General features: G+C 59.7%; 28 protein-coding genes. 7 read left to right on the plus strand and 21 right to left on the minus strand.

Features of this window, described 5'->3' with window-relative positions:
• Positions 1-203 precede the first annotated feature (203 nt).
• Genes LG327_RS06400 through LG327_RS06420 form a run of 5 tightly spaced genes read left to right on the plus strand, consistent with a single transcriptional unit; the run spans position 204 to position 5513 of the window.
• Positions 204-329 (plus strand): hypothetical protein, encoded by a 126-nt coding sequence (locus LG327_RS06400; RefSeq protein ID WP_404367370.1) that lies wholly within the window; start codon positions 204-206, stop codon positions 327-329.
• A 14-nt stretch (positions 330-343) separates the two neighbouring features.
• The gene (locus LG327_RS06405) at positions 344-1174 is read left to right on the plus strand and encodes a c-type cytochrome (protein WP_404367372.1); all 831 of its coding nucleotides are present in this window, start codon (positions 344-346) and stop codon (positions 1172-1174) included.
• A gap of 60 nt (positions 1175-1234) precedes the next feature.
• Positions 1235-2599 (plus strand): cbb3-type cytochrome c oxidase subunit I, encoded by a 1365-nt coding sequence (locus LG327_RS06410; RefSeq protein ID WP_404367374.1) that lies wholly within the window; start codon positions 1235-1237, stop codon positions 2597-2599.
• A 2-nt stretch (positions 2600-2601) separates the two neighbouring features.
• Positions 2602-3420: a CbbQ/NirQ/NorQ/GpvN family protein gene (locus LG327_RS06415; RefSeq protein WP_404367377.1), complete on the plus strand. Its 819-nt coding sequence runs from the start codon at positions 2602-2604 to the stop codon at positions 3418-3420.
• Positions 3421-3458: 38 nt separating this feature from the next.
• Entirely contained in the window at positions 3459-5513 is a 2055-nt protein-coding gene (locus LG327_RS06420) for a nitric oxide reductase activation protein NorD (protein WP_404367380.1), read from the plus strand.
• A gap of 20 nt (positions 5514-5533) precedes the next feature.
• Here the strand turns inward: LG327_RS06420 and LG327_RS06425 are convergent, their stop codons facing one another.
• From LG327_RS06425 to LG327_RS06435, 3 genes are all read right to left on the minus strand, one after another.
• A complete protein-coding gene (locus LG327_RS06425) occupies positions 5534-6613 on the minus strand; it encodes a diguanylate cyclase domain-containing protein (RefSeq protein WP_404367383.1) in 1080 nt (359 codons plus the stop codon).
• A gap of 153 nt (positions 6614-6766) precedes the next feature.
• Positions 6767-7495 (minus strand): Crp/Fnr family transcriptional regulator, encoded by a 729-nt coding sequence (locus LG327_RS06430; protein WP_404367386.1) that lies wholly within the window; start codon positions 7493-7495, stop codon positions 6767-6769.
• 257 nt (positions 7496-7752) lie between these two features.
• A complete protein-coding gene (locus LG327_RS06435) occupies positions 7753-8223 on the minus strand; it encodes a Crp/Fnr family transcriptional regulator (RefSeq protein WP_404367389.1) in 471 nt (156 codons plus the stop codon).
• Positions 8224-8757: 534 nt separating this feature from the next.
• Here LG327_RS06435 and LG327_RS06440 point away from each other — a divergent pair.
• Both LG327_RS06440 and LG327_RS06445 read left to right on the plus strand, forming a co-directional pair.
• On the plus strand, positions 8758-9171 hold the full coding sequence (locus LG327_RS06440) for a DUF4398 domain-containing protein (RefSeq protein ID WP_404367392.1): 414 nt from the start codon (positions 8758-8760) through the stop codon (positions 9169-9171).
• A 241-nt stretch (positions 9172-9412) separates the two neighbouring features.
• A complete protein-coding gene (locus tag LG327_RS06445) occupies positions 9413-10030 on the plus strand; it encodes an OmpA family protein (protein ID WP_404367395.1) in 618 nt (205 codons plus the stop codon).
• Positions 10031-10116: 86 nt separating this feature from the next.
• Here the strand turns inward: LG327_RS06445 and LG327_RS06450 are convergent, their stop codons facing one another.
• The 18 genes from LG327_RS06450 to phnP form a co-directional block, all read right to left on the minus strand.
• The gene (locus LG327_RS06450; protein WP_404367398.1) at positions 10117-10959 is read right to left on the minus strand and encodes a transglutaminase domain-containing protein; all 843 of its coding nucleotides are present in this window, start codon (positions 10957-10959) and stop codon (positions 10117-10119) included.
• Positions 10956-12002: a permease gene (locus LG327_RS06455; protein WP_404367400.1), complete on the minus strand. Its 1047-nt coding sequence runs from the start codon at positions 12000-12002 to the stop codon at positions 10956-10958. The genes LG327_RS06450 and LG327_RS06455 overlap by 4 nt, the downstream gene beginning before the upstream one ends.
• Positions 12003-12051: 49 nt before the next feature.
• Positions 12052-12369 carry an ArsR/SmtB family transcription factor gene (locus tag LG327_RS06460; RefSeq protein ID WP_404367403.1) on the minus strand — a complete coding sequence of 106 codons (318 nt, stop codon included), beginning with the start codon at positions 12367-12369 and terminating at the stop codon, positions 12052-12054.
• Positions 12370-12417: 48 nt separating this feature from the next.
• Entirely contained in the window at positions 12418-13029 is a 612-nt protein-coding gene (locus tag LG327_RS06465; protein WP_404367406.1) for an acetyltransferase, read from the minus strand.
• 31 nt (positions 13030-13060) lie between these two features.
• Positions 13061-13696 (minus strand): ribose 1,5-bisphosphokinase, encoded by a 636-nt coding sequence (gene phnN / locus LG327_RS06470; RefSeq protein ID WP_404367409.1) that lies wholly within the window; start codon positions 13694-13696, stop codon positions 13061-13063.
• Positions 13697-13716: 20 nt separating this feature from the next.
• Positions 13717-14904, minus strand: coding sequence for an alpha-D-ribose 1-methylphosphonate 5-triphosphate diphosphatase (locus LG327_RS06475; protein WP_404367412.1), 1188 nt, complete (start codon positions 14902-14904; stop codon positions 13717-13719).
• A complete protein-coding gene (gene phnL / locus LG327_RS06480; RefSeq protein ID WP_404367415.1) occupies positions 14901-15605 on the minus strand; it encodes a phosphonate C-P lyase system protein PhnL in 705 nt (234 codons plus the stop codon). Before phnL ends, LG327_RS06475 begins: the two co-directional genes overlap by 4 nt.
• A 46-nt stretch (positions 15606-15651) precedes the next feature.
• Positions 15652-16446, minus strand: a complete 795-nt coding sequence (gene phnK, locus LG327_RS06485; protein ID WP_404369267.1) for a phosphonate C-P lyase system protein PhnK — start codon at positions 16444-16446, stop codon at positions 15652-15654.
• An 11-nt stretch (positions 16447-16457) separates the two neighbouring features.
• Complete coding sequence (locus LG327_RS06490) at positions 16458-17351, minus strand: alpha-D-ribose 1-methylphosphonate 5-phosphate C-P-lyase PhnJ (protein ID WP_404367417.1); 894 nt, start codon at positions 17349-17351, stop codon at positions 16458-16460.
• Positions 17348-18553, minus strand: coding sequence for a carbon-phosphorus lyase complex subunit PhnI (locus LG327_RS06495; protein WP_404367420.1), 1206 nt, complete (start codon positions 18551-18553; stop codon positions 17348-17350). Before LG327_RS06495 ends, LG327_RS06490 begins: the two co-directional genes overlap by 4 nt.
• A gap of 2 nt (positions 18554-18555) precedes the next feature.
• Positions 18556-19185 (minus strand): phosphonate C-P lyase system protein PhnH, encoded by a 630-nt coding sequence (gene phnH, locus LG327_RS06500; RefSeq protein ID WP_404367423.1) that lies wholly within the window; start codon positions 19183-19185, stop codon positions 18556-18558.
• Positions 19186-19188: 3 nt separating this feature from the next.
• Positions 19189-19665 carry a phosphonate C-P lyase system protein PhnG gene (gene phnG / locus LG327_RS06505; protein WP_404367426.1) on the minus strand — a complete coding sequence of 159 codons (477 nt, stop codon included), beginning with the start codon at positions 19663-19665 and terminating at the stop codon, positions 19189-19191.
• Positions 19662-20393, minus strand: a complete 732-nt coding sequence (phnF, locus tag LG327_RS06510; RefSeq protein ID WP_404367429.1) for a phosphonate metabolism transcriptional regulator PhnF — start codon at positions 20391-20393, stop codon at positions 19662-19664. The genes phnG and phnF overlap by 4 nt, the downstream gene beginning before the upstream one ends.
• A gap of 71 nt (positions 20394-20464) precedes the next feature.
• Complete coding sequence (gene phnE, locus LG327_RS06515; RefSeq protein ID WP_404367432.1) at positions 20465-21274, minus strand: phosphonate ABC transporter, permease protein PhnE; 810 nt, start codon at positions 21272-21274, stop codon at positions 20465-20467.
• 97 nt (positions 21275-21371) lie between these two features.
• Positions 21372-22382 (minus strand): phosphonate ABC transporter substrate-binding protein, encoded by a 1011-nt coding sequence (phnD, locus tag LG327_RS06520; protein WP_404367435.1) that lies wholly within the window; start codon positions 22380-22382, stop codon positions 21372-21374.
• 54 nt (positions 22383-22436) lie between these two features.
• Positions 22437-23285 carry a phosphonate ABC transporter ATP-binding protein gene (phnC, locus tag LG327_RS06525; RefSeq protein WP_404367438.1) on the minus strand — a complete coding sequence of 283 codons (849 nt, stop codon included), beginning with the start codon at positions 23283-23285 and terminating at the stop codon, positions 22437-22439.
• 175 nt (positions 23286-23460) lie between these two features.
• Positions 23461-24315: an EamA family transporter gene (locus LG327_RS06530; protein WP_404367440.1), complete on the minus strand. Its 855-nt coding sequence runs from the start codon at positions 24313-24315 to the stop codon at positions 23461-23463.
• On the minus strand, positions 24308-25090 hold the full coding sequence (gene phnP / locus LG327_RS06535; protein WP_404367444.1) for a phosphonate metabolism protein PhnP: 783 nt from the start codon (positions 25088-25090) through the stop codon (positions 24308-24310). The genes LG327_RS06530 and phnP overlap by 8 nt, the downstream gene beginning before the upstream one ends.
• Positions 25091-25208: the final 118 nt, after the last annotated feature.

Below are 25208 nucleotides of genomic sequence, written 5' to 3' on the forward strand. Positions count from 1 at the left end.
ACCCGTCCGAACAGCTAACATTCCGGATCTGTTAAAAGATCCGGGCATACCGGCCGAGCAGGTAAATGCACTGACTGGTTTGATGAAGGTCAATTGAGTTTCCTGAAACCTGTGCCAGGATAAACATGTTTTTTTAAGCATGTTGGCTCGTGCCGGTTGTCGGCCCGTTGCTGTGGAACGTGCAACATTTGACAGGAGGTCGCATGCAACAGAAAAAGTTCTACGGACCCTTCCGGATAGTCAGCTACGTGGTGTTGCTGCTCATGGCATCGGGCATTGTCTACGCTGCCTCCATTTCAGTTCTTCATTGGACTGGAATCAGCGTCTAGGACGAGGGATAACCATGACCAACCGGCAGGCTCGAATATTTGCGATTGCATCAACGGCCGTGGCAGCACTGATATTCCTCGTGCTGACTCTCGACAGTCACCGCCAGTTTGGCGAGTTGACCAACGCTGAAAACATTACCCCGGAAGTGACCAGCGGCAAGGATGTCTGGCACAAATACAACTGCATCAACTGTCATACGCTGTTTGGGGAAGGTGCCTATTACGCCCCCGACCTGACGAAAATAACGCAGCATCGCGGTGAGGCCTATCTCACCGCTTACATGCGCGACCCTTCAAAATTCTATGATGAGCAGAAACATCGCCGCCTGATGCCTACCCAGGATCTGAGCGAGAAAGAGATAGCTGATCTGATCAAATTTCTCGACTGGGTGGCGAACGTGGATAACCAGGGCTGGCCGCCCCGCCCCATAACTGTTACCGGTAGCGGCGTTTCCGGTGGGGTGCAGGCAGGTCAGATTCCCCCGGGCACCACACCGGTCGATGCCGGGGATGATCCCCGGGCAATGGGTGAAGAGGTGTTCCGCACAGCCCAGCCATCCTGCAGCTCCTGTCATTCCATTGAACCGGGGGTCAACATGGCCGGCCCTTCACTGGCTGGCATGGCCAGCCGGGCAGCAGAAACTATCGACTCCCCGGAATATGAGGGTGATGCAACCAGCGTCGAAGGGTACATCCGGGAATCCATCGTAGCGCCCAGCGCCTACATTGTGCCCGGAGACATGTACTCCTCGGGGGGAACTTCTTTCATGCCGACAGGCTATGACGAGAGCCTCACTGAGGAAGAGCTCGATCAGCTCACGGCCTATCTGGCATCCCTCAAATGACGCTTCACGGCATCTCGTCCCCTGCATGGCAGGAAGCCCGAAACTCCAAGGAGAATAAGGATGCGGTATAAATCGCAATCAGTTGCCTACTGGTACTTTGCCGTGGCTATGGTCCTGTTTGGATTGCAGCTGGTATTTGGTCTTCTGTCTGCTGCCAAATACCTTGGGCCCGACCCACTGCTTTACATACTTCCATTCGATGTCACCAAGGTGATCCACACCAATCTGCTCATCGTCTGGGTGCTGACCGGCTTTATGGGGGCGACTTACTGGATGATTCCGGACGAGTCCCGTACCGAGTTGCACAGCGTGAAACTCGCCTATCTGCAGCTGATTCTCTGGACTGGTATGGGCGTAGCGGCAATCATCGGTTACCTGTTCCGTTATGGCACCGGCAACAAGCTTCTGGAACAGCCGCTTCCCCACAAAATTGTCATTGTTATCTGCATGCTGATCTTTCTCTACAACATTGGCATGACCATCAGAAAATCAGGCCGTTTTACCACCACCGAAGGGGTGCTCCTGATCGGGCTGGTGAGTTCAGCCCTGCTTTTCTTCCCGGCTTTGCTGCATTACGAGAACTATACGGTGTCCATCTTTTACCGCTGGTGGACCATTCACCTCTGGGTGGAAGGTGTCTGGATGATGATCATGGGCGCGTTTCTGGCCTATCTCCTGATCCGGTTATCCGGGGCGGATCGGGAAGTCATGGAGAAATGGCTCTATGTCATTGTGGGGCTGGTGTTCATCGCCGGTATTCTCGGCACCGCACACCATTATTACTGGGTGGGCGTTCCCCAGTACTGGCTGCCTATTGGTGGGCTTTTCAGCGCTCTTGAACCGGCGGCTCTGGCCGGCATGGCCATGTTCGCCTACGCGGCCATGCGCCGTTCCGGGCTGGCCCATCCCAATATGCTGGCGCTGCACTGGACCATCGGAAGTGCGCTGTTTGCGCTTTTCGGTGCCGGCCTGCTGGGCCTCGCCCATACCTTTCCCGCAGTCAATAAATGGACCCACGGTACCCTGATCACGGCGATGCACGGCCATGCCGCATTTTACGGTGCTTACGCCATGATCGTGCTGGCAATGATTACCTATGCGCTGCCAAAGATGACCAGTCGGCCGGAAGAGGGGACATCCCTGGGCTACTGGGCATTCTGGCTACAGCTCGCAGGTATGTTTGGCATGACCCTGTCGTTTGCAACCGCGGGCCTGGGGCAGGTCTACCTGGAGCGGATCATGGGTATGGGATATCTGGATGCCCAGCTCAAGATCCAGGTGCATTTCCTGATGCTGATCGCCACGGCTTCCCTTTTCACTGTGGGCGTTGCGCTGTTCATTTACGACTTTTTCCGGTATCGGCCGCATTTTGAAACATCTGACGAAACCGGAACAGAGAGATCAGACAACATGGAAGCGGTGTAACAGTGACAGCCGAGAGCCTGCACCAGCTGCATGAAACCAGAGCGGGCTCCGAGCCCTTCTATCTGCCGACTGCCAATGAAGTCGAGATTTTCGAGCAGTGTCATGCCCAGAATCTCGCGGTCATGCTCAAGGGTCCAACCGGCTGTGGTAAAACACGTCTGGTGGAGCACATGGCCTGGCGGCTGAACCGGCCGCTGGTCACCATTCCCTGCCATGACGACCTGGCCGCCAGCGACCTCATCGGCCGTTTTCTGATCCGGCATGACGGTACCCACTGGCACGACGGGCCCCTGACCCGTGCCGTCCGTGAAGGCGCCATCTGCTATCTCGATGAGGTCGTCGAAGCAAGGCAGGACACCATTGTCATCCTGCATGCATTGACCGATCACAGGCGCATTCTTCCAATCGATAAAACCGGAGAAACCGTCAAGGCGGCCCCCGGCTTCCAGCTGGTGGTCTCCTACAACCCCGGCTACCAGCGCATGCTCAAGGACCTCAAGCCTTCCACCCGCCAGCGCTTTGTGGCCATGGACCTGGACTTTCCGGCGGCGGAGCGGGAACTTGCCATTATCAGAGAGGAAAGCGGGGCGGACCACCCCACCGCGCACGCTCTGGTGTCACTGGCGCATCGTATTCGCGCCCTGAGAGACCGGGGTCTGGCGGAAGTTCCCAGTACCCGCCTGCTGATTGCCACAGCCCTGCTGGCGAAAAATGGTGTTCCCATCCGTGAAGCCTGTTATGCAGGGCTCATCTCTCCCCTGTCTGATGATGAATCACTCGTGGGAGCCATGCGTGATCTGGTTGACGCAACCTTTGTGTAGAGCCGTGCCTGCAGGGCAGAGGCTGCGGGGCGCCGTCCATGGCTGAAGCCGAAGAGGTCATCAGCGACGCGGCGCGCCACGCCACGGTATTTATGCAGAAGCTCTGGCGCAGACATCGGACACCGCCGGATGTGCCACAGAACGTCATGCTTGGGGATACCGCCTCGCGGCTGGACCTGCTGATAACCGCGGTCTTTGGCACCGGTTATCCCATGCGTTCGGCACAGCTGCCAGCCCGGGCTACCCTTCTGGCCATCCTGTTCAGTCATCATCGCCTGCCCCGCCGGCAACAGCCCATACCCGCCACCAATGGCGCATCCCTCTGGTTACCCCCTGATTCGGGTATTTCCGAGCCGGCACGGGCCACCGAGCTATACCGGGTAATGGCGCTGCAACAGGTAATACGGGCGCGCCGGGGAGGCGCCGAGCTTGCCGTCGCCGGGCTGAGCCCGCTGCTGGCGGATGTCTATCTTCTGCTTGAAGCCTACGGGGCAGACGAGGACCTGGCTGCGCTTTTGCCGGGAATGACAGCATCAGTGAATGTCCTGCGCCGACAGGCACTGGCAGCACGGCCCCCACTGAAGGCATTTTCCGGCGCCCGCAGACCACTGGAGCTTTTCGTACGCAGGCTTCTGGCCAGTGAGTGTGGCTATCCCGATGCCGGCATTCCCGTCGCAGGTACTCCGCAAGAATCGCTTGCCAATGCGCGGTTTTTAATCGGGGATTTGCAGTTATTGCCAGAGGGATTTTCGGAGCGTCAGCTGGGACCCTGCCCGCTGGTAAAGGACTGGTGGACAGGAGAGTTCCGGCCACTTCCCGGCGCCCTTGAAATTCTGCCGGCATCAGGCACGGGCGATGAATCTGCAACCGGTCCGGAAGACAATACGCCCCGTTCAGCCAGGCTTTCACGCCGCCCCGAGGAACGCGAAACCACGGAAGACGAGAAAGAAGAGGATCCGGAGCCTGGCATCTGGATGATTCAGGCAGACGAGCCACACCAGCATGCAGAGGACCCCTTTGGCCTTCAGCGGCCGACGGATCGGGACCAGGAAACCAGTGCCGAGGAATTTGGTGACATGGTTTCGGAGCTGTCGAACGCGCGGCTGGTTTCGACTCCCGGCCGCCCAAAGGAAGTGCTTCTGTCGGATGATCCACCGGATGCCCGTGCCCGTCAGGAGCTCAAGGCCGCGATCGCGGAGGGCAAAGGCTTCAGTTATCCGGAGTGGGATTATCGTGGGCAGGTATACCGGGAGCCGGGTGCGACCGTCCGGCTGCTGTCCTCCCAGGGCGGCTCCCAACGCTGGGTAGACCAGACCCTGGCTGCCCATGAATCCATGCTTCATGCAATACGCAAGCGCTTCGAGATGCTGCAGGCCCGGCGGGTAACCCACCGCAGGCAACTCGATGGCGACGACATAGATCTGGATGCCTATATCGACAGTTACGCCGACTTCCGGGCAGGTAAATACATGGCCGAGGGCCTGTATCAGACCCGAAGGACAGCAGAGCGCAACATGGCCATAACCCTGCTTATAGACATCAGTGGTTCCACCGACAGCTGGGTTGCTGGGAATCGGCGGGTAATCGATGTGGAGCGAGAAGCACTTCTGCTGGTGTGCGCCGCACTGGAGGGCCTGGGTGAGCCCTGGTCGGTGCAGGCGTTTTCAGGGGAGGGCCCCAACGCAGTGACGGTGCGACAGATCAAGAACTTCGAGGAGCGCTACAGTAATGAAGTCGCCCTCAGAATCAGTGCCCTGGAGCCCCAGCATTACACCCGCGCCGGCGCCGCAATCCGTCACGCCAGCGCCGGCCTCATGCAACAGCCGGCGGCTCACAGACTGCTGCTGCTGATTTCCGACGGAAAGCCCAGCGACAGGGATGACTACGAGGGCCGTTACGGGGTGGAGGACATGCGCCAGTCAGTAACCGAAGCGGGTCTGCAGGACATTCACTGTTTCTGTCTGACCATTGACCGTCAGGCTGCCAGCTATCTGCCCCGGGTTTTTGGAGCTCACGGCTACGCGTTATTGACCAGGCCTGAGCTGCTGTCTTCAGCCCTGCTGGACTGGATGAAGCGGTTGGTGACAACCTGATGACCCGGCAGGTTAAGTCGTTAGCCTGCTGAACCATTGCGCGTCTGGTCGTGCCCCGACTGAAAGAACTCGTACCTGTTTCGACCGCTTTCCTTGCTGATGTACATGGCTTTGTCTGCATTGCGCAGCAGGGTGTCGGAATCCGGGCCGTTTTCCGGGTACACAGCTATGCCAATGCTCAGGGTTATCTGGAGTTCGTGACCGTCGATTGTGCGCGGCGCGGCGAATCTCGCCAGCAGTTTTTCGGCAATCTGGGCTGCATCCTGGCTCTCTGTGATCTCAGTTAACAGAATCACGAACTCATCACCGCCATAGCGACAGACCGTGTCTGTGGCGCGCACGCAGTCCACGATTTCAGCCGAAACCTCCCGCAGGACATGATCACCCACCGTGTGACCTAGCGAGTCGTTGATCTGTTTGAAGCCATTCAGATCCAGGAACAGGAGGGCAATCTGCTTGTGATGCCGGTTGGCCATACCAATGGCCTGGGTAAGGCGCTCCATAAGCAGCATCCGGTTGGGCAGGCCGGTGAGGAAGTCGTGCTGGGCGTTATGGCTCATTTCCCGTATGGCGGACCCGGACTGACGTGCATCATGAAAGACAATCACTGCTCCGCTAATCTCGCCCTGCTGGTTGATAATGGGTGCTGCGGAATCTTCAATTGCCATGTCGGTGCCGTCCCGACAGATGAGTACGCTACCCAGGGCCAGTTCCACGATCCGGTTCTCGTTGATGGCCCGCTGTCCGGGATTGCTGACTCTTTCACGGGTAGCACCTTCAAAGATGAAAAATACCTGCTCCACCGGGCGCCCAAGCGCCTTGTCCCGGGGCCAGCCGGTGAGGGCTTCGGCCACTCTGTTGAGATAGATCACCGTCCCCTCAGGATCAACAACCAGCACCGCATCCCCGATGGCGTCGAGGGTGATCTGGGCCATATCCTCAAACGTGAAATTACCGAGGGAGTTTACCGGGGGCTGACCGGGCTCCCCGTCCCCGGGCAACTGGGCGCTGCACTGTGGGCATTCCGCCTTTTTTTCCGGGGGGTGGCCGTTCTTAGGCCAGGGCGTCATGCTCATGATCTTGTCCGTGTAATTGGTCATGCGCTCATGTTAGACACAGGGTTTTATTGGGTCTGTACGTAATCGCACACAGGCTCAAGGCAGGGGGAAGCCCCAGGCCAGTCAGTACAGCCGGAGGCTGATCACCTGCGTCCGCGGTGGCAAAGCCGCGAGTGGCACTGAGCCATTCATGACTCACCGTGTGGGTGTTGGGACGGCGGGTTCCAGCAGGCGGTCCGTCTCTTTTTTGACCACCGCATAACATTCGCAACTCAGGGTCTCCAGTTTGGGGCGGTCCACCACTTTGATATGGCCGCGCCTGTATTCGATAACCCCAAGATCCTGCAGTTTTCCCGCGGCTTCCGTCACGCCTTCCCGGCGCACACCGAGCATGTTCGCGATCAGCTCCTGGGTCATGACCAGGTGATTCGTGCCCAACCGATCGAGCGAGAGCAGCAGCCAGCGGCACAACTGCTGGTCAATGGAGTGATGGCGGTTGCATACCGCGGTCTGGGCCATCTGGGTGATCAGCGCCTGGGTGTAGCGTAATACCAGGGTCATCAACTCGCCGTGTCGATCGAACTCGTCGACGAGCCGGTGCCCCAGTAGTCGGTACCCATTGCCGCCGCTCTGGACGGCGGCGCGGCTTGACGTGCTTTTACCGCCCATGAATAAGGAAACCCCTACCAGGCCCTCATTGCCCACCACGGAAATTTCCGCCGATGCACCGTTCTCCATGACATAGAGCAAGGACACAATGCAGTTGGTGGGAAAATACACGTGACGCATTGTATCCCCGGACTCATAGAGTACTTTGCCCAGAGGCATGGGGATTTCTTCAAGATGGGGGAAAATCCGTTCCCGTACGTCAGCTGGCAGGGAGGCGAGGATGCGGTTGTGCTCTGGTTGCATGTCCGCGGACATCGGTGACAGCTTCCTTTTTCGGCAAAGTAGGAGCTTGAGTGTAGTTTAATTGTCAGGCATACAGCACGGGGGAAACAGTTAATGACAGTTAATGACAGGTTTTTCCCTGCAGCATGAAATGCATGCAGTGCATCAGAGGGGCGCTAAAGAGGCTTCGTGCAGCACGCGCACTGCCGAGACTAGCCTTTCAGCTGCAGGCTCTCTGTAGGCTATCGGCATGGGGGAGGGGGGTGCCTGTGTGCCATTTGAACCAGTTCTCAGGCCAGAATCCCGGCATAATTTTCAGTGCGGGCCCTGTAGCATCCGCAGGCTGTGGCTTCAAGCTGCTTGCGGTCGAGGATGGAGATTTTGCCACGCCTGTAGCGGATGATGCCTGCCCGCTGCAATCCGGCTGCTGCAATGGTGACGGCTCCCCGCTGCACGCCTGGCATCTCGGCGAGCACCAGGTGAGTCAGAACGAAATGGTCGGAGCAGGCGCGATCATGGGCGAGCAAAAGACCACGGGCCAGCCGCTTGCCCACATCGTGAAAACGGATGCAGCCGGTTGTTTGCAGCAGTTCCTCGATCACGACATACAGGTAGCGCTGCAGGACATTCCGTAGCGCAGGATGGCTTTGCAAAGCTGGCTGAAGGCTGACGGCTTTCATCCTCAGCGCAATGCAGGAGGCCTGGGTGATCCCACGCTGGGTAGCGCGATTTAGATCCAGAATCAGGGACGCACCAAGCATGCCCTCGCTTCCTATATTCTCTGTTTCGAACGTCGGGTGACCGGGGGAGAGCATTGGTCAGGGAGATATTGCCGGCCAGGGGGAACCAGGCGTACTCCAGAGGTTTGCCGATCTCGCACAGAACCGTGCCGAAACCCAGCTCAACACGCTCACACCGAGCCAGAACATCTGCCCGCGGCTGTTCTGGCAGGCTGTCAATCAGGTGGTTTCCATCTTTTGATGTATCGACAGATTCGCCGTTTCCTTTTGGCGACATTGGTTTTCCCATTACATGAACCAGGCAGACGTTTCACCGGCGGTGCGGTCTCCGGGCCAACACAGAAGATGAGCCAGCAGTAGCGCGATGTCTGTGCGCCATACAACACATCAGAGGGGAAACGCACCCACTGGTAATTCAGGGATTCCATGTCTGAGTTGCCACTCAGATTCTAATCCGGGCAGACCGCTCCTGTCGGTTCGCTAGCACACAGATACAGTACCCCTCTCAGTTCTATAGTTGAAGTGAAAAAGTCCGACCCGGGCTTCAGCTTCAGAATGAACCAGTTAACCAACAGGAGTTTCAGTGGCCGCGTATTCGGCGCGCTGGGTCTGGCTGTGGCCATTGTATTTTTAAGTGCCTGCGCGTCGGCGCCAATGGCTCCCACCACCGAGCTGACCGCTGCCAGAGATGCCATCGCCAGTGCTGAGCAGGCCGGAGCGCGGCAACATGCCGGCGCCGAACTGGATGAAGCACAACAGAAGCTGGCGATGGCAGAGGAATCCGTCAGTAACGAGCAGATGGTTGAAGCAGAGCGCCTGGCCCAGGAGTCAGCGATTGTCGCAAGGCTTGCATCCGCGCGGACTGAATCCGCGAAAGCGGCAGAAATTAACAGGCAGCTGGGTCGCAGCGCTGAGGCGCTGACCGAAGAAATGCAGCGGACAGGAGATCGGCAATCAAACTTGCAGTAACTCAGAATCTCAAGCGGGGAACCGCGCTTACCGGAATGGTATTGTCATCGCTTGTGCTCGCATCATGCGCCGTGGCACCTGCGGCTCCTGAGAGCCCGCTGGACGCCCGCACCAAACTGATCGCGCTGAAGAATGATCCGAACCTGGCTGATCGGGCCCGGATCGAGGTCAGGGAAGCAGAAGCAGCGGTGGTCACCGCCGAGCAGCCGTTTCCTGAATCCTGGGCGAGCATCGGGTGTACATGGCGGATCGAAGCGTGGCGATTGCCGAAGCCAAAGCGTCTGCCCGGTACGCAGAGGACCAGCGTGCCCGGCTTGCCGAGGAGCGTGATGCGGCCAGGCTGAGAGCACGGACTGCCGAAGTGGGAAAGGCCCGTGATGAAGCGGCCATGGCGCGGAGTGAAGCAGATGCCGCGGCGAGCTCAAAGGCGGCAGCGGACGCCGTTGCAGCCCGGCAGGCAGCGGAGTATCAGCGCCAGATTGATGCCCTGGAGGCGGAAATCACCGACCGTGGCGTTGTCCTGACACTGGGCGACGTCCTGTTTACAACCGGAAGTGCGGAGCTTCAGGGCGGCGCCAGCGGCAATCTCAACAAGCTGGTGAACTTTCTGAATCAGTATCCGGATCGCAGTGTTCAGATTGAGGACCATACCGACAACGTGGGTAGCGGCGAATACAACCAGGATCTGTCCCAGCGTCGTGCTGATTCCGTCAGGTCCTATCTGACGCAGCAGGGAGTCGCTTCCCAGCGGCTTTCCGTGGCGGGTATTGGCATGGACCGTCCGGTTGCAAACAATGACACCTCAACCGGTCGCCAGCAGAACCGTCGGGTTGAGATCATCATTGAGAATCCTTCGTAAGCCTGGTCAACAGTCCCGATGTGCTGAGAGCGCAAAGGGATAACAAACCAATCCCTCGACACGGACTTCCGGTTGGGGGATTTTTATTAATGCTGACCTCCCATCCAGTGGACTTTCAGCCTGCATTTGTTCCAGGTCCCGGATTCCGACTGGACAAGGGGCCCGGCAAGCAGCTTGAGATCTGCAATCCCGCCATCTCCTTTGGTGTACCTGTGTCCCAGCGAATGACCAATCGCCACTCTGTGTCCCGGCCGTGGATTGAGACCGGATCGGGTTTTACCCAGGCCTGCTTTGAGGTGGTGAGCGACGTCCCATTCGAGTAGTTCCCCGTTATGCCTCGTTACTGCCCAGCAATGCATGTCGTCCGTCTGGCCTCCGCTCTCCCGGGAGAAGAAATAGCCGTAAACATAGCCGGCTTCAAAGCCGGCAGCACGGAGACTCGCCACCAGATAGGTATGGATGTCGATGCAGGAGCCGGGTGTCAGTCCGCAGGAAAGATACGGCACCCTGTCCGCACCCTCGTTGAATCGAATTTCCGGATGTGCGTAAGTGAAACGTGCTTCCGCCTCGGCGACGAGCGCCCGAATAGCTTCAGCACCCCCTCCTGCCGCAGAAGCGATTTCACGGCTGGCGAGCGCCAGCTCTGGTGATGCTTCAGTGTACTGATTGCTGCGGGGGGCAAACACTGATTCGGGATAGACCGCCGTTCCGGGGGCAGGGCAAACCCCATGAGTGAGCCTGACATTTCCGCCTTCTGCCTCGAGAAGCAATGCGGACAGGCCCAGCTCCGGCTCATTTAGCACCTCCACAATTCGCGCCCCCTCCGGTCTGACTGAGGTCACCGAGTCGTAAGGGGTTGTTATCCCCACTGGCGCCAGCAGAAGAGCGTCGGGTTCCATATCCGGAACATCAATAATCAGGGCGGTCATGTCACGCTCCAGTTCTGGAAGAGAACGCCGGCGAGGAAAGCGCCAATGAGTGCGAGCGCGATATAAAGGCCAAACACACGGGGCTTGACGAGAGCCCAGACTGCAAGAGCTGCAGGCAGCGACGTTACACCTCCGGCGACAAGAAACGCCAGGCCAGCGCCGGGCGCCATGCCCTGGGAAACCAGTCCGCCAACCAGTGGCAGTGCTGCATAACCGTTGAGATAGGCAGGCACTCCGACGAGGGTACCGAGGGCAATGGGGCCGACCCCGGTGCCGCCAAGAACCGGGGTAATAGTTTCGACCGGAACGAAGGCCAGTATCAGACTCTCCAGCAGGAACGCCAGCAACAGCCACTTCGCCAGGAACAGGGTGATGCTGGATGCCTCCCGTCCGAACCTTGCGCGGCGCTCGGGGTCTGTCCAGAACCGCCAGACCACGGGTTTTGGTGTCCGGACTTTGCTGCCGCCGCAACCCCCATTTCCCACTCCCTCCCGCAGGGGATCCGACAGGGCACCTGCCCGGCTCAGCAGGTGTGCGGCCCAGCCCCCCAGTATGCCCAGGCCCACTGCGGCCAGCGTTTTGGCGATTGCGAATTCCAGGCCGAGAACGCCGGTGGTCAGCACGAACATGGAGGGATCCATCACCGGGGAGGCCAGCCAGAAAGCCATCACGGCTGACAGGGGAACGCCCATGGCGAGTAGCGCCGCGATCAGAGGGATCACACCGCAGGAGCAGAATGGCGAGATTCCCCCTGCAATGGCGGCCATCAGGATCATGATGGAGGGAGCGCCGGTGAAAGCCTTCGCGATCAGATTGTCGGCCCCCGTTGCGGAAGCCCAGGCGGCAATGGCGATGGACAACACCAGAAAAGGTGCGGTCTCCAGCATCGCGCTGGCCGCAAAGAGAACGCTGGTCAGTGCCTGTTCGGGATCAGATATGGCCAGCAGGGACACTATCGCCAGGGAGGCCAGCCAGACCCGGTAATCCTGCCAGATCCTGCTACGCCACCGACTTCCAGGGAGGGCAGTACTGATACTTTCCATAACCATATCCCTAAATTAATGGTTTTAATTTCCCAAAAAAATGGGCCCCTCAGGCCGATTCCTTTGACGTCTGAAGCTTCACTCCGGTGCAGCACTCGGAGGTCAAAAAATCCAGCGTTCCGCGCATGGTTGCGTAATCCACCCGGCTTATCACCTCACGGCTGCGCTTTTCCTGCACTACAAGACCTGCGTCCACCAGTGTGGAGAGATGGTGCGCCAGGGTGGACGGTGCAATCCCGAGATGCTGGATAATCTCTCCCACGTTTAATCCTTCATCTCCCGCCCTCACGAGGAGTCGGAAAATGGAAAGGCGCGCTTCATGTCCCAGCGCGGCAAGAGCACGGGCTGTCTGGCTTGTTGTCATCATGCAGGCAATTATAACCGGAAAACCGGTTATGTAAATATTTTGGGCAGCCTATGCGTACTTTTCCACAAACGCCTCTGCGGGAAGCAGACGGAAATCCTCAATTCGCGCCTTCAGCTTTTCCGGTTCCCAGTCCCACCAGGCCAGTTGTTCCATGCCGTCGATCGTTTTCTCACTGAAACGTTTCCGGATCGGTTTCGCCGGCACACCACCAACAACGGTGTATGCCGGCACGTCCCGTGAGACCACCGCGCCCGCGCCAACCACAGCCCCGTTTCCGATCCTGACGCCGGCCAGCACGGTGGCGCCATGGCCTATCCATATATCGTGGCCCAGTATCACCGGTGAACTCCGGCGCCACTGGAAAAACTCCGGGTCGTCCTCGCCCAGTCCGTACATTTCACTGCGGTAGGTAAAGTGGTGCATGGCTGCACGGTCAGTGGGGTGATTGCCGGGATTGAGGCGGATAAACGCCGCCAGCGAGCAGAATTTGCCCACCTGTGTGTTGATAACATCTGAGTCGTTGCCGATGTAGGAATAATCGTCAAATTGGGTATTTACAATTTTGCACCGATCCCCAACCTCGCAGGCCAGGCCAAAGCTGGCTTCCCTGAGCTCGACATCCTTGCCGAGGAGCGGTTCTGTGCCCGGTATCTTTTTCATCTGAAATTCCTCTGATTCACGTGATTCCCTATTATGTGGACTGGGGCCGGAATTCACTGCGGTTATCGTCAGTCGTCCGGGCATTCTTTTGTTCAGTGATTGCAGCCAGCATGTTTGACACGGCTTCGGAAACATTGCCGTTGTTTTCGATCACCAGGCAGTCGGTGGGCAGATTCTTTTCCAGCCTGTGGGCGCGGCGAATCCGGGCCTCGATTTCGTCTGCTGTTTCCCGACCCCGAAGGGTGAGGCGACGGCGCAGGCTGTCAGGGTCGACATTTATCAGCACTGGCACAAGGGTGCTGCCATAGCGGGAGCGGGCCTCATCGAGATAGCCACGGGACCCGTTAACCAGGACCTGGGCGCCCCAGGCCAGCCACTGGTCTACCTCCCGGCCAATTCCATAGCGGAAGCCATTGGCTGACCAGTGCATGGCAAAGGCGCCCATGGTTACCCGCTGTTCGAAATCGGCCTCCGAAAGCTGGATATGGCTTTCGGTGCCACCATCCGGCTCCCGCGTGATGTAGCGGTGGGCCACCAGAGGGCTGGGGCTTGGGCGATCCCGGCAGCCCTTCAGGAGCGTGTCCTTGCCGGCACCGGATGCGCCCATGACGTAAAACAGGCGCCCGGTGCTGGCTCCTGGGTGCTGTTGAACGGTTAATCCTGACACCTTCACCTCCTCAGCAATCTTCAGTAAACCCGGTCGCCATTTCGCCATACATTGTGAATGACCGGCAACTGCCCCCTGGGCTCCACCAGCACCAGATCCGCCCTTTTACCGGGCTCGATCACGCCCCGGTCATGGAGATTGGCGCATCGGGCCGGGGTTGTGGTGACCGTGGCGATCGCCTGGGCCAGGCTGTAGCTGTTGTCTTCCATGCAGGCGAGACGGAAAGCGGCGTCCAGCATGCTGGCGGGGTAATAGTCCGAGGAAAGAATGTCCAGCACTCCAGCGGAGGCCAGCTCGGCGGCTGCGATGTTGCCGGAGTGAGACCCGCCGCGAACGATATTGGGTGCCCCCATCAATACCCTCAACCCATGGTCGTGGGAAGCTTTTGCTGCTTCAAGGGTGGTGGGAAACTCGGCGATGCACATGCCGAAACCGGCAGACTCCACAACGTGATCCAGGGTGGCGTCATCGTGGCTGGCAAGGGGGATACCCCTCGCCTGGCAGATGGCGACTATGGCCCTGCGGTTGTGGTCACTGTGCAGCCGGGCGGATTCCTTTCGGTTGCGGGTGAAGGTGTCCATCTCGGAATCGTTGAGCCCATGCTTTCCCTGGTAGTACTGGCGGTACTTGTCTTCCCGGACGAACTGACGCTGCCCAGGGGTGTGATCCATCACCGACACAAGCTGCAGCAGCGGGTGATCGACCAGATCTTCAAACAGCTGCAGGGTTTCGCCAAAACTGACTTCACAGCGCAGGTGCAAAAGATGATCGGCCCGCAACATGCCCGCCTTTCGGGTTTCGGCCAGGGCGTCAATCAGGGTGCGCAGATGCTGGAGGCGGTTGCTGTCGTCGATCACATCCCCCACGGAGAGTGCGTCGAACACAGTGGTTATGCCGGACGACACGATATGGGCGTCGTGGGTCAGCACGGCCGGATGGCTGGGCCAGACAACCCCCGGTCGCGGGGAAAAATGCTTTTCCAGGTTATCCGTATGCAGCTCCACGAGACCCGGGATCAGATAGGCGCCCTGGCAGTCCTGTGCTCCGGGGGCCCGGCTGTTGCCCCGGTCCATGGCACTTATCAGCCCCTTCTGGACCTTGAGTGTGCCGGTAAATACTTCGGTTTCAGTGACGATGCGGGCATTGGTCAGCAGCAGTTCACTGCTTTTAACCCGTGGCCGTTCCAGGGTCAGATCCATGGCACTCATGCTGCTTCCTCCTTGGCGGGGCTGGTCAGGGGTATCCGGCGGTCGGCCAGTTGTTCGCGAAGTGCCGCATCGTGGAAAATTCCCACAATGGCTGCGCCGCGTTCCCGGGCCTGCTGGATAAGCGCCACCACCACGGCGGAATTGTCCGCATCGAGTGAAGCTGTGGGTTCGTCCAGCAACAGAATCGGGTAGTCGACAATAAAGCCGCGGGCGATATTGACTCGTTGCTGCTCGCCGCCGGAAAAGGTTGAGGGCGCCAGGTGCCAGAGGGTTTCCGGTATGTTCAGCTGGCGCAGGAGGCCGGCGGCTTTCTCGCGACAGGCTTCCCGGTCGGTGCCCAGGGCCCGCAACGGCTCCATCACCACTTCCAGGGTGGAAACCCGGGGTATTACCCGCAGAAACTGGCTCACATAACCCAGTGTCTGCCGGCGAATGGTCAGAATCTGTCTGGGGGTGGCCGTTACCAGATCGACAAGCTGGCCCTGGTGGCGGACGTGAAGCTGGCCCGACTGGGGCTTGTAGTTGGCGTAGAGCGAGCGCAGAAGCGTACTTTTGCCGGAGCCGGAGCGGCCGTCCAGCACCACGCATTCGCCTGCATTTACATCAAAGGACACATCGTTCAGCACCGGGTAGGACACCCCGCCCTGGTTGTGGAGGGTGAAACGTTTGTTCAGGTCGGTGACCTGGATCATGACAGTCATTGCAATTCTCCAGTTCGATCGGGGTGATGTCTCACGCGGCGCGGGTTCATGGAGTGAGCACCGAGGACACCAGCAACTGGCTGTAGGGATGTTGCGGGTCATCCAGAATCTGGTCGGTCAGACCCTGCTCCACCACCTTGCCGCCACGCATGACCATGAGCCGGTGCGACAGCAGTCTGGCGACCGCCAGGTCGTGTGTGACCAGCACCACGGACAGGCCCAGGTCCACCACCAGGTTGCGCAGCATGTCCAGCAGACGTGCCTGAACAGAAACATCCAGGCCTCCGGTAGGTTCATCCATGAACACCAGCCTTGGCTGGGTGACCAGGTTGCGGGCAATCTGCAGTCGCTGCTGCATGCCGCCGGAAAAAGTGCGCGGCAGGTCGTCAATGCGGCTGGTGTCGATTTCCACTTCCCGCAGCCATTTTTCTCCCGTTGAACGCAGGGTGCCGTAATGGCGCTCGCCTATGGCCATCAGGCGCTCACCTATGTTCGCCCCGGCACTTACGCCCATCCTCAGCCCGTCCCGGGGATGCTGATGAACTATGCCCCAGTCGGTGCGCAACAGGAGGCGCCGCTGGCTTTCGGAAATGCCGTAGATGTCGAGTTTCTGCCCCTGTTTGCCGGTGTACTCGATCTGCCCCGAGTCCGGCGTCAGCATTCCGGAGAGGCACTGCAGAAGCGTGGTCTTGCCGGAGCCGGACTCGCCGACGATGCCCAGGACTTCGCCCGGCCAGAGTTCAAAGTCCACGCCGTCGACACCCTTGCCGGGGGCGTAGAGCTTGCGCAGGTCGCTTACCCTGAGTACTGACTCGGCCTGGTCGGCGTCGGTCAGAGCCATTGCGGTGCTGGTCATACGGCCTCCCGGTTTGCGCCGCTTGCGATGCGCTGGTTGCAGTAGTCGGTATCAGAGCAGATGAAAATGCGCCCGCCCTCATCGTCGATGACGACTTCGTCGAGGAAGGAGTGGTCGGAGCTGCAGAACTCGCAGACCCTGTCCCAGCCCTGGATTTCGAAGGGGTGATCCTCGAAGTCCAGGCTCTCAACCCGGGTGAAGGGCGGGATCGCGTAGATGCGCTTTTCCCTCCCGGCGCCAAACAGTTGCAGTGCGGGACTGCCGTGCATCTTGGGATTGTCGAATTTGGGGATGGGGGAGGGGTCCATCACGTAATGGCCATTGACCTTGACCGGATAGGCGTAGGTGGTGGCGATATGGCCGAAACGGGCGATGTCCTCATAGAGCTTGACGTGCATGACGCCATACTCCTGCAGGGCATGCATCTTCCGGGTCTCGGTTTCCCGGGGTTCGATGAAACGCAGGGGCTCGGGAATGGGTACCTGGTAGACCAGAATCTGGCCCCGGGTGAGGGGCGTTTCGGGAATCCGGTGACGGGTCTGTATAACGCTGGCTTCACGGGTTGATTCCGTGGTGGCAACATCAGCGGTGCGGGCGAAAAAGCGCCTGATGCTGACCGCGTTGGTGGTGTCGTCGGCGCCCTGGTCGATGACCTTGAGCACGTCATCCTGGCCGATCACTGTGGCGGTTACCTGCATGCCGCCGGTGCCCCAGCCATAGGGCAGGGGCATCTCGCGGCCGCCGAAAGGCACCTGGTAGCCTGGCACGGCCACGGCTTTCAGGAGGCAGCGGCGAATCATGCGCTTGGTCTGCTCGTCCAGATAGGCAAAGTTGTAGCCAGTGTCATTCGCCTGGGCGTCTGTGGTCTGTTCAGGGGTTGCAGTGGTCATGCGCGTTTCGTCTCCCGGCGTTCCTGGGTGTCCGGGCTCTCGTTATCAGTGCTCTGCCCTTCCTCTTTGCCGGTGCCGCTTCCGGTATCAGCGGGCGGCGTCCGGTTGCCGGATCTGCGCTTTTCAAACTCCTTGCGGAGCCGGCGCAGCAATACCAGTTCCGACTGGAAATCCACGTAATGGGGCAGTTTCAGGTGGGACACGAAACCCGAGGAGTCCAGGTTGTCGCAATGGGAAAGCACGAACTCTTCATCCTGGGCTGGTGAAACAACGTCCTCGCCAAGCTCCCGCGCCCGCAGCGCCCGATCCACCAGTGCCATGGCGAGGGCCTTGCGCTCGGAATTGCCGAAAGCCAGCCCGTAACCCCGGGTGAAACGGGGCGCCTCGGTCTCAGTGCCGATAAACTGGTTGATCATGTCGCATTCGGTTACCTGGATATCACCGATGACAACGGGAAAACCGAGTTCTTCGGGCGCTATTTCCACCGCCACTTCGCCCTGGCGAATTTCACCGGCGAAAGGGTGATTGCGTCCGTAGCCGCGCTGGGTGGAATAGGCCAGGGCCAGCAGAAAGCCTTCATCGCCACGGGCCAGAGCCTGAAGCCGCAGGTCCCGGTCGGCAGGGTAGTCCAGTGGCTGCCGGGTAAGGTCGGCGGGCTCCGCTGAATTACTGGAGCCGCTGGCTCCGCTTTTCAGACTCGGGCTTTCAATCAGCCCTTCGTAGTTGAGGAAGTCCAGTACCCGGGGGCAGTCTTCCACGGTCTCTTCAGAGGGCTCCGCGGCAGGACGCTCACCGTTGGCCAGCAGAGTAAAATCCAGCAGACGGTGGGTGTAGTCGTAGGTTGGGCCCAGTACCTGTCCACCGGGCAGATCCTTGTAGGCCGCTGAAATGCGGCGCCGGATGGCCATCCTGCCGGTTTCCACCGGGAGGGAAGACAGAAAACGGGGCAGTGTGGTGCGATAGGCCCTCAGAAGGAATATGGCCTCTATGGCATCGCCGCTGGCCTGTTTGAGCGCCAGTGCCGCGAGCTCCGGATCGTAAAGGGAGCCTTCGGTCATGACGCGGTCCACGGCAAGGCCCATCTGTTCGCGGATCTGGGCGACGGTCAGTTCCGGCAGCGAGGTGTCGCCGCGCCGGGTCTCATCCAGCCAGCTGTGTGCCTGGTCGATGGCTTTTTCACCGCCTTTGACAGCTACGTACATTGTTAAACCTCCACTTGGGTGGTGCGCGGCAGACCCATCAGGCTGGTTCCCGCGGTGAACAGAAGGTCGACACCGCAGGGGAAGCGACCGAGGTTGTCCGCCAGCATGCGCGGCCAGCGCGGGTCAAGGCCGGCAACGCCGACCCTGCGAATGCCATCGATGCCGGGGCCGCTCAGGGTCCAGGCGCCGGGCGCATCCAGACTCTGAACCTGAACGATCAGCGTGGTGGACCGGTCGGGGTATTCATGACTGCCCTGGGCGAAAAGGGTCAGATCACCATCAAGATCCGGTGTTATCAGGGCAAATTCTGCCCGGCCGGGTTCGTCCACCAGCGGGCAGCCGCAGTGAAAGCGAAGTGCGCTGACCAGGGCACTGGTTTTCAGGGAAGGCGCAATCCACAGGGGCGTTTCAGCGTCCAGAAGTACGAGACAGACCTGGTAGGAGGCGGTGTGGACCCCCTCCGGGGTCTCGCTCGCGGGCAGATTCTGAAGTGTTCCCGGCTCCGAAAGTGCCGTGAGCACGCGGCGAAACACCTGTTGCGACTGGTGGACCGGATCGTCGAATCCTGCACAAAGGCCCGTCAGCGACAGGGGGTGCATCGCCGGAGACTGAAATTCGTTTCGAGCGTTCACTGGCTAGCTTCCTCTTACCATGGTCATGAAATTGACTTTGGTGGCCGCCGCCTTGCGGGATACCTGCTCTCGGCGCGCCAGCCATTGCCTGTGAAGGGGCTGAATCAGCGCGGCTCCGTGCTGGTCGCTGTCCTGTTGCATAAGGCCGTCGAACAGCGCCGCCAGCTCCGCGTGACGCCGGCTCCGGCCAGTGACATAGCCAAAACCCTGGGCGCCGGTCTCCAGTTCAACCACGCATCGCGTGACGGTGACCTCTCCCAGATTGAAGGGCGCACCTGTGCCTCCGGCGCGACCACGCACCATGGCCAGGCCGATTTCCGGCTTGCGCAGGCATCGGTAGGAGGGCTGTTGTGCGAGGTTTCGCCAGTAGGACTCAAGCGCATTGATATCAGCTCTGGCCAGTACGGACATCCAGTGCTGACGGGCGGCGAGCTCCGGAGTGGCTCCGGAAGTTTCTGAAAAAGCATTCGCCATGGTCATGGGGTTGGTTCTCCCGTGGGTAGATCGGTGATCCGAGGCTGGATCCGGAATTCGAAACTGTCGCCGCGGCCCCGGGAAACGCTGTATTCGAGCACTTCGCTGGTGCCGGCCCGGACGTTGTTGGACTTCACCACCAGCAGCGGCATGTGCCGCGGGTATTGCAGCAATTCTGCCTCCCGTTGACTTGGCAGGGTGGTGCCAATCAGCGCCTGCTGGCGAAGTAGTTTCACACCGTGACTGTTTTCGATGTGGGCGTGCAGGGAACCGCCCTGATAACTGGTTTCCAGGCCGGGAAAAGCTTCCCGGCGCAGGTAGTGACTGATCAGGTTGACCGGGCGTCCATCCATGCTGCGCAGGGTATCCACCTGGAGGATGGGTGTTCCCGCGGGGATGCCGCTTGAGATGGAAAGACGCTCATCGGCCACCAGCACGCGGCGGCCGATCACTTCGGCGTGCGGGGCGCGGCCCATGGCCTCAAGGGATTCACTGAAGCGGGCCCGGGCGCCGATGTTGTATTGCACGGAATGCTCCACCACGAGCGTGCCCTTGCCCCGCTGGCGCAGGAGCATGCCGGCATCAACCAGCTGATCCACCGCACGCCTCAGGGTGTGGCGATTGATCGAAAAGCGCTTCGCCAGCTCGGCCTCTGAAGGCAGATAGTCTCCGCAGCTCAGATTCCGGCGAATTTCCTGTTCCAGCGTCTGGGCGACTTCCTGGTAAACAGCCATCGATTTTCCTCTTGTCTAGACAACCCGGCGTATTGAAAATCCCGCCGAAGCGGGAATCCGGATGTGCCGGTTCAGATGAAGCGTTTGCGAATCCACTGTGAAGCGATATCCAGCGACGTCACCACGGCGATGATGATGATCATCACCGCGCACGTCTGGGCGAACTGGAAGCCCCTCATGCTCTCCCACAGAATCACGCCAATACCGCCGGCGCCGACCATCCCCACCACCGTGGCGGAGCGGACGTTGGACTCGAATCGGTAGAGTGAATAGGAGATCCACAGCGGCAGAACCTGCGGAATAACACCGTAAATGACTTCCTGAAGACCACTGGCACCAGTGGCGCGGACCCCTTCAACGGGGCCCGGGTCGATGGCTTCCACCGCTTCGGAAAACAGTTTGGCCAGCACCCCGGTTGTGTGGATGAACAGCGCCATTACCCCGGCAAAGGGTCCCAGCCCCACGGCCACCACAAAGAGCATGGCAAAGACCATTTCATTGATGGCCCGGAACGAATCCATGAGCCGGCGCACCGGCTGGCAGATCCACCAGGGCACCAGGTTTTCCGACGACATGATGCCGAAGGGAATGGCCAGCACCACCGCCATGACCGTGCCCCAGATGGCAATCTGGACGGTGGTGACCATTTCGCTCGCGTAGAGGCGCCAGTCGTGGAAATTGGGCGGGAAGAAATCCGCGGCGAATACCGCCATGTTGTTGCCGTCGGCGAACAGAGCCGCCGGATTCATCTCCGCGCCGCCCCAGGACCAGACCAGAATCGCGCAGCCGATCCCCCAGCCCAGAAGGCTCGTCCAGTTCCGCGACAGCAGATTGCTTTGACTGCCAGAGAGGTTTGTTGGTGTTGTCGATGCGCTATGCATGAAAATCGCCCGTCGCCTTTGGATGATTAACCTGGGGCCGGCGGGATCGGCGCCCCGCCGAAAAAAGGCTGGCCCTGCCGGCCGGCCATCAGGCTCTTCAGTTGGTTTCTTCGCGGGCAGCGTCCAGAGCTGCGAGACGCCGTTCCAGACCGGCGAGCTGGGCTTCGATTTCAGCCAGCTTCTGGGCCTTTTCCTGCTGTGAATAGTTTTCGTCGTTCTCGATGGAGGCTTTCTGCTTGAAGAGCTCCAGCTGGCGAATGGGAATCAGCTGGTCGTTACTGGAGGCCCGGAAGGGCGCCCACTGAAGGTCTTCCAGTACTTTGAGCTCTTTCCTGTCACCGGTGGTGCCGTAGGTCATCAGGAAGTCGTAAACCTTCTGCTTGGTTTGGGCCGGCAGGTTTTGGCGCCAGACCAGTGGGTCGGAAGGAATCAGCGGCGATTTCCAGATCACTTTCAGGTTGTCCGCTTTCTCCGGGAAGTTGATCTGCAGCCGCTCCATGCTCTCGGTATTGAAAGTAGCCACGTCCACCTGCTTGTTGGCGACGGCCATGGCGTTGGTCTCGTGTCCGGAGTTCAGAGTGCGCTTGAAGGCTTCCTTGGGATTGACGCCGTTCTTCGCAAAGATGTAGTAGCTGGGAACGAGGAAGCCGGAGGTGGAGTTGGGATCGCCGTTACCAAAGGTGAGGTCTTTGGCGTTGCCCAGAACATCCTCAACACTGTTCAGGTGGGTGCTGTCCTTGTGGACGATCATCAGGCTCCAATAGCCCGGCGAGCCGTCCGCTGCAACGGTCTGCACCACAACCTCGCCACCGGCCCGGTCCACGGCTTCCATGGCGGACTTGTTGCCATACCAGGCGATGTCAACCTTGTCGAAGCGCATGCCCTGGATGATGCCGGCGTAGTCCGGTGCGAAGAAGCCTTTCACCTCCATGTCCAGCTGCTCCGACATGTCCTCCAGGAAGGGCTCCCAGACGGTTTTCAGGTTGCTGGAAGATTCGGTTGAGATGATGCCGAAGTTGAGGGTTTTCTGTTCCTCGGCCTGAAGGCCGGTAGCGCCGACAGTGACTGCCGCCGCCAAGGTCAAATGACTAATCCATTGCTTGAACATCGTTATTTCCTCTGGTTTGTGGCTCTTGGTTAAAGTGCGTGAACAGTTTCGGAATTAGCTGGCGGGTGCCAGCGCAAACCCTTTGGCGGGCTCGCGGATTTTTCTTCTTTTAACCGGTTCGCCGTCGACATCGAACGATGTGGTGCCGTAAATGCTGGCAAGCAGTGAGGGGGTCAGTTCCTGCGAAGGCCCGTCGAAAACCACCTCGCCATCCTTCAGTGCCACCGCGCGGCGGCAGAACTCCCGGGCGTAATCCACCTGATGAAGAGTAACCACCACGGTGCGACCGTCCACGCTGTTGATGTCGGCGAGAATTTCCATGACCCGGCGGGCCGATTCGGGATCAAGGGAAGCGATGGGTTCATCCGCAAGGATGACTTCGGCTTTCTGGGTCAGGGTGCGGGCAATGGCGACTCGCTGTTGCTGGCCGCCGGAAAGGCAGGAGGCCCGCTGGTTCGCCCAGGCGTCCATGCCAACACGGTTCAGGCACTTCAGTGCCAGGGCTCTTTCCTCGGCATTGAACAGGCCCAGGGATCCACGCCAGGCGGGGACCCGGCCCAGGGTGCCGGTGAGCACATTGGTCATTACTTTCATGCGTCCAACCAGGTTGAACTGCTGAAAGATGTAGCCTATCCGTGCCCGGGTTTTGCGGACGTCGGAACACAGCCGGCCTTTGCATTGCACTGACTGGCCCAGTACGCGAATTTCGCCGCTGTCTGCATCGCCGCAACTGAGGCCGGCGAGGTGACGAAGGAGGGTGGATTTGCCGGAGCCGGACGGTCCGATAAGGGCCACCATTTCACCGGATTCGATGTTCAGGCTGATGTTTTTAAGGGCCTTGCCACAGCCTTTTTTCTTGCCAAATGTCTTGGATAATCCCTGAATCTGGATTTCGGACTCCATGGGGCGCCTCCCGTCTGGTGTTTTCAACTTGTATAGACAGTGTCTTCGTGACGCGTGACGGTTGAGTGTCGCCTGGGTGACAGTCAGTTGAAGCTTTTAAGACGGGAATATGACCGCGGGAGAGAGTGAGAGGAGGAGAAAGAGGTCTTCAGGTCGCGGGCAGGGGTGGAGGGTCTCAGCCGGCCAGTCGCATCAAAAGCAGTCCGGATAAGATAATGCCGGCGCCGGTGAGGCGCCGTTGCCAGCAATGCCGCTCCCGGAAGATGAAAATCGACGCAAGACAGGCCAGAACTATGCCGGCGTTGGTATAGGCCACTGCTTCTGCCGCAGGCATGAAACGCATGGCGTGAATCACAAGAGCATAGGCCAGGCCCACACACAGGCCGCCAGTGAGGATCACGTACCAGGCGGGCCGGGCAGCCGGCAGCCATCGTCCTGCCGTGCGGAAATGTTCCACACTCAGTGCTATCCAGGCTGTGAAGTAACCGACGCTGACAAAGCCCACCAGTCCGCGGAAGCTTTCAATGGAAGCCGTCGCCGCCTTGTCACTGATCGAATAGGCGCTGGTAGCCAGCATGGCCAGAAGCGCCCAGGGAACCGCCCGCTTTTCCGTGCCCTGCCTGTCGCCGGTGGACATGAACAACAGCCCGGCTACGCTGATGGCAATTCCAGTCCAGACCATCGCTGTAAGGCCTTCGCCAAATAGCAGCAGGCCCCAGACCGCAATCAGCAGCGGCGAACTCCGGACGAGGGGATAGACAAGGGCCACCGGTGCATGGGTATAGGCGCGGCGCAGGCCCATGAAGTAGATGCCATTGGCTACCGCCGATGTCGCCAGCAGGGCTGAAAATCCGGGTGTCCAGTGAGCTTCCAGTACGAGCGCCGGAAATCCCCATACGCCCAGGATCAGCAGATGCGCAGCAAGCGCCCACCACAGGGCAAAGGTGTTCGCGGCCTGATGCCGTGCCAGCATGTTCCAGACTACGTGCATAAGCACCGAGGCTGTGAGCGCAATCTCGGCCTCATTCACCCTGGCGCTTGCCCGGCGCTGATGTCAGGTCAACCTGCTCTCCATCTCTGGCAGGGCTGATGTGAAGTGGCAGCCCGGGATTTGTGTGCAGGCGCCAGTTATCCAGTTCGTGGCTGATGTGGATAAGCCACGCCTGCTCCGGAGCTGTGTCAGCAATACATTTCAGAGTCATGTTCCAGTCGTTATGGCCTTTTGCTTTGCTGGAAGGCGGGAATGAGCAGTCGATAGCCAGGCCATCCGGCTTCATTGCGAGCAAAAAATTCCGGGTTTCCGGAGGCAGGCCACGGGTATCGGTCAGGTATGCAAAAGATGCCCCCCCGGCAAGCTCAAAGGCATATCCGAAGGTGGGTTTCGAGTGAATCAGGGGCAGGGGGGTAATCTTCAGCGGACCTATCTCAAACGGGGTGAATGCCACCTGTGGGGTGAACTCCAGAATGCCCGGATGTCGGAAAAGGTCAGCGCAGCCGTCCGGATCCGGTGGCGTGAGTACTGGGATGCCCGGGCCCTTGCCCCAGCGGAGGTGCAGCAGGCCCTGTACATGATCCGGGTGGAAGTGGGTTAACAGGATGGCATCCAGCTCGCCTGGCGCAAACCGTTGATGCAGATCCATCAGACCGCCATCAATCAGAATCCGCGTATCCCCGGATTCAATCAGGGCCGAGCAGGGCTTCCGTTCAAGGGCTGCATTATCTCTCGCGGCGGTACAGGCCGCGCAGTCGCAACCAAACAGCGGTACGCCGCCAGCAGCGCCGGTTCCCAGAAAGGTTATGCGCATGGTGTGCTTCCAGAATTGTGTGATCCGGACAGGCTTCAGGGTCTGCCTGAGACTGGAGTGTGTCCACACCATAATAGCCGCGGATTAAAGCGATGTGACAGGAGGAGATCGGTTGCTG

The organism is Marinobacter sp. (assembly GCF_044799475.1).
Lineage (GTDB): Bacteria > Pseudomonadota > Gammaproteobacteria > Pseudomonadales > Oleiphilaceae > Marinobacter.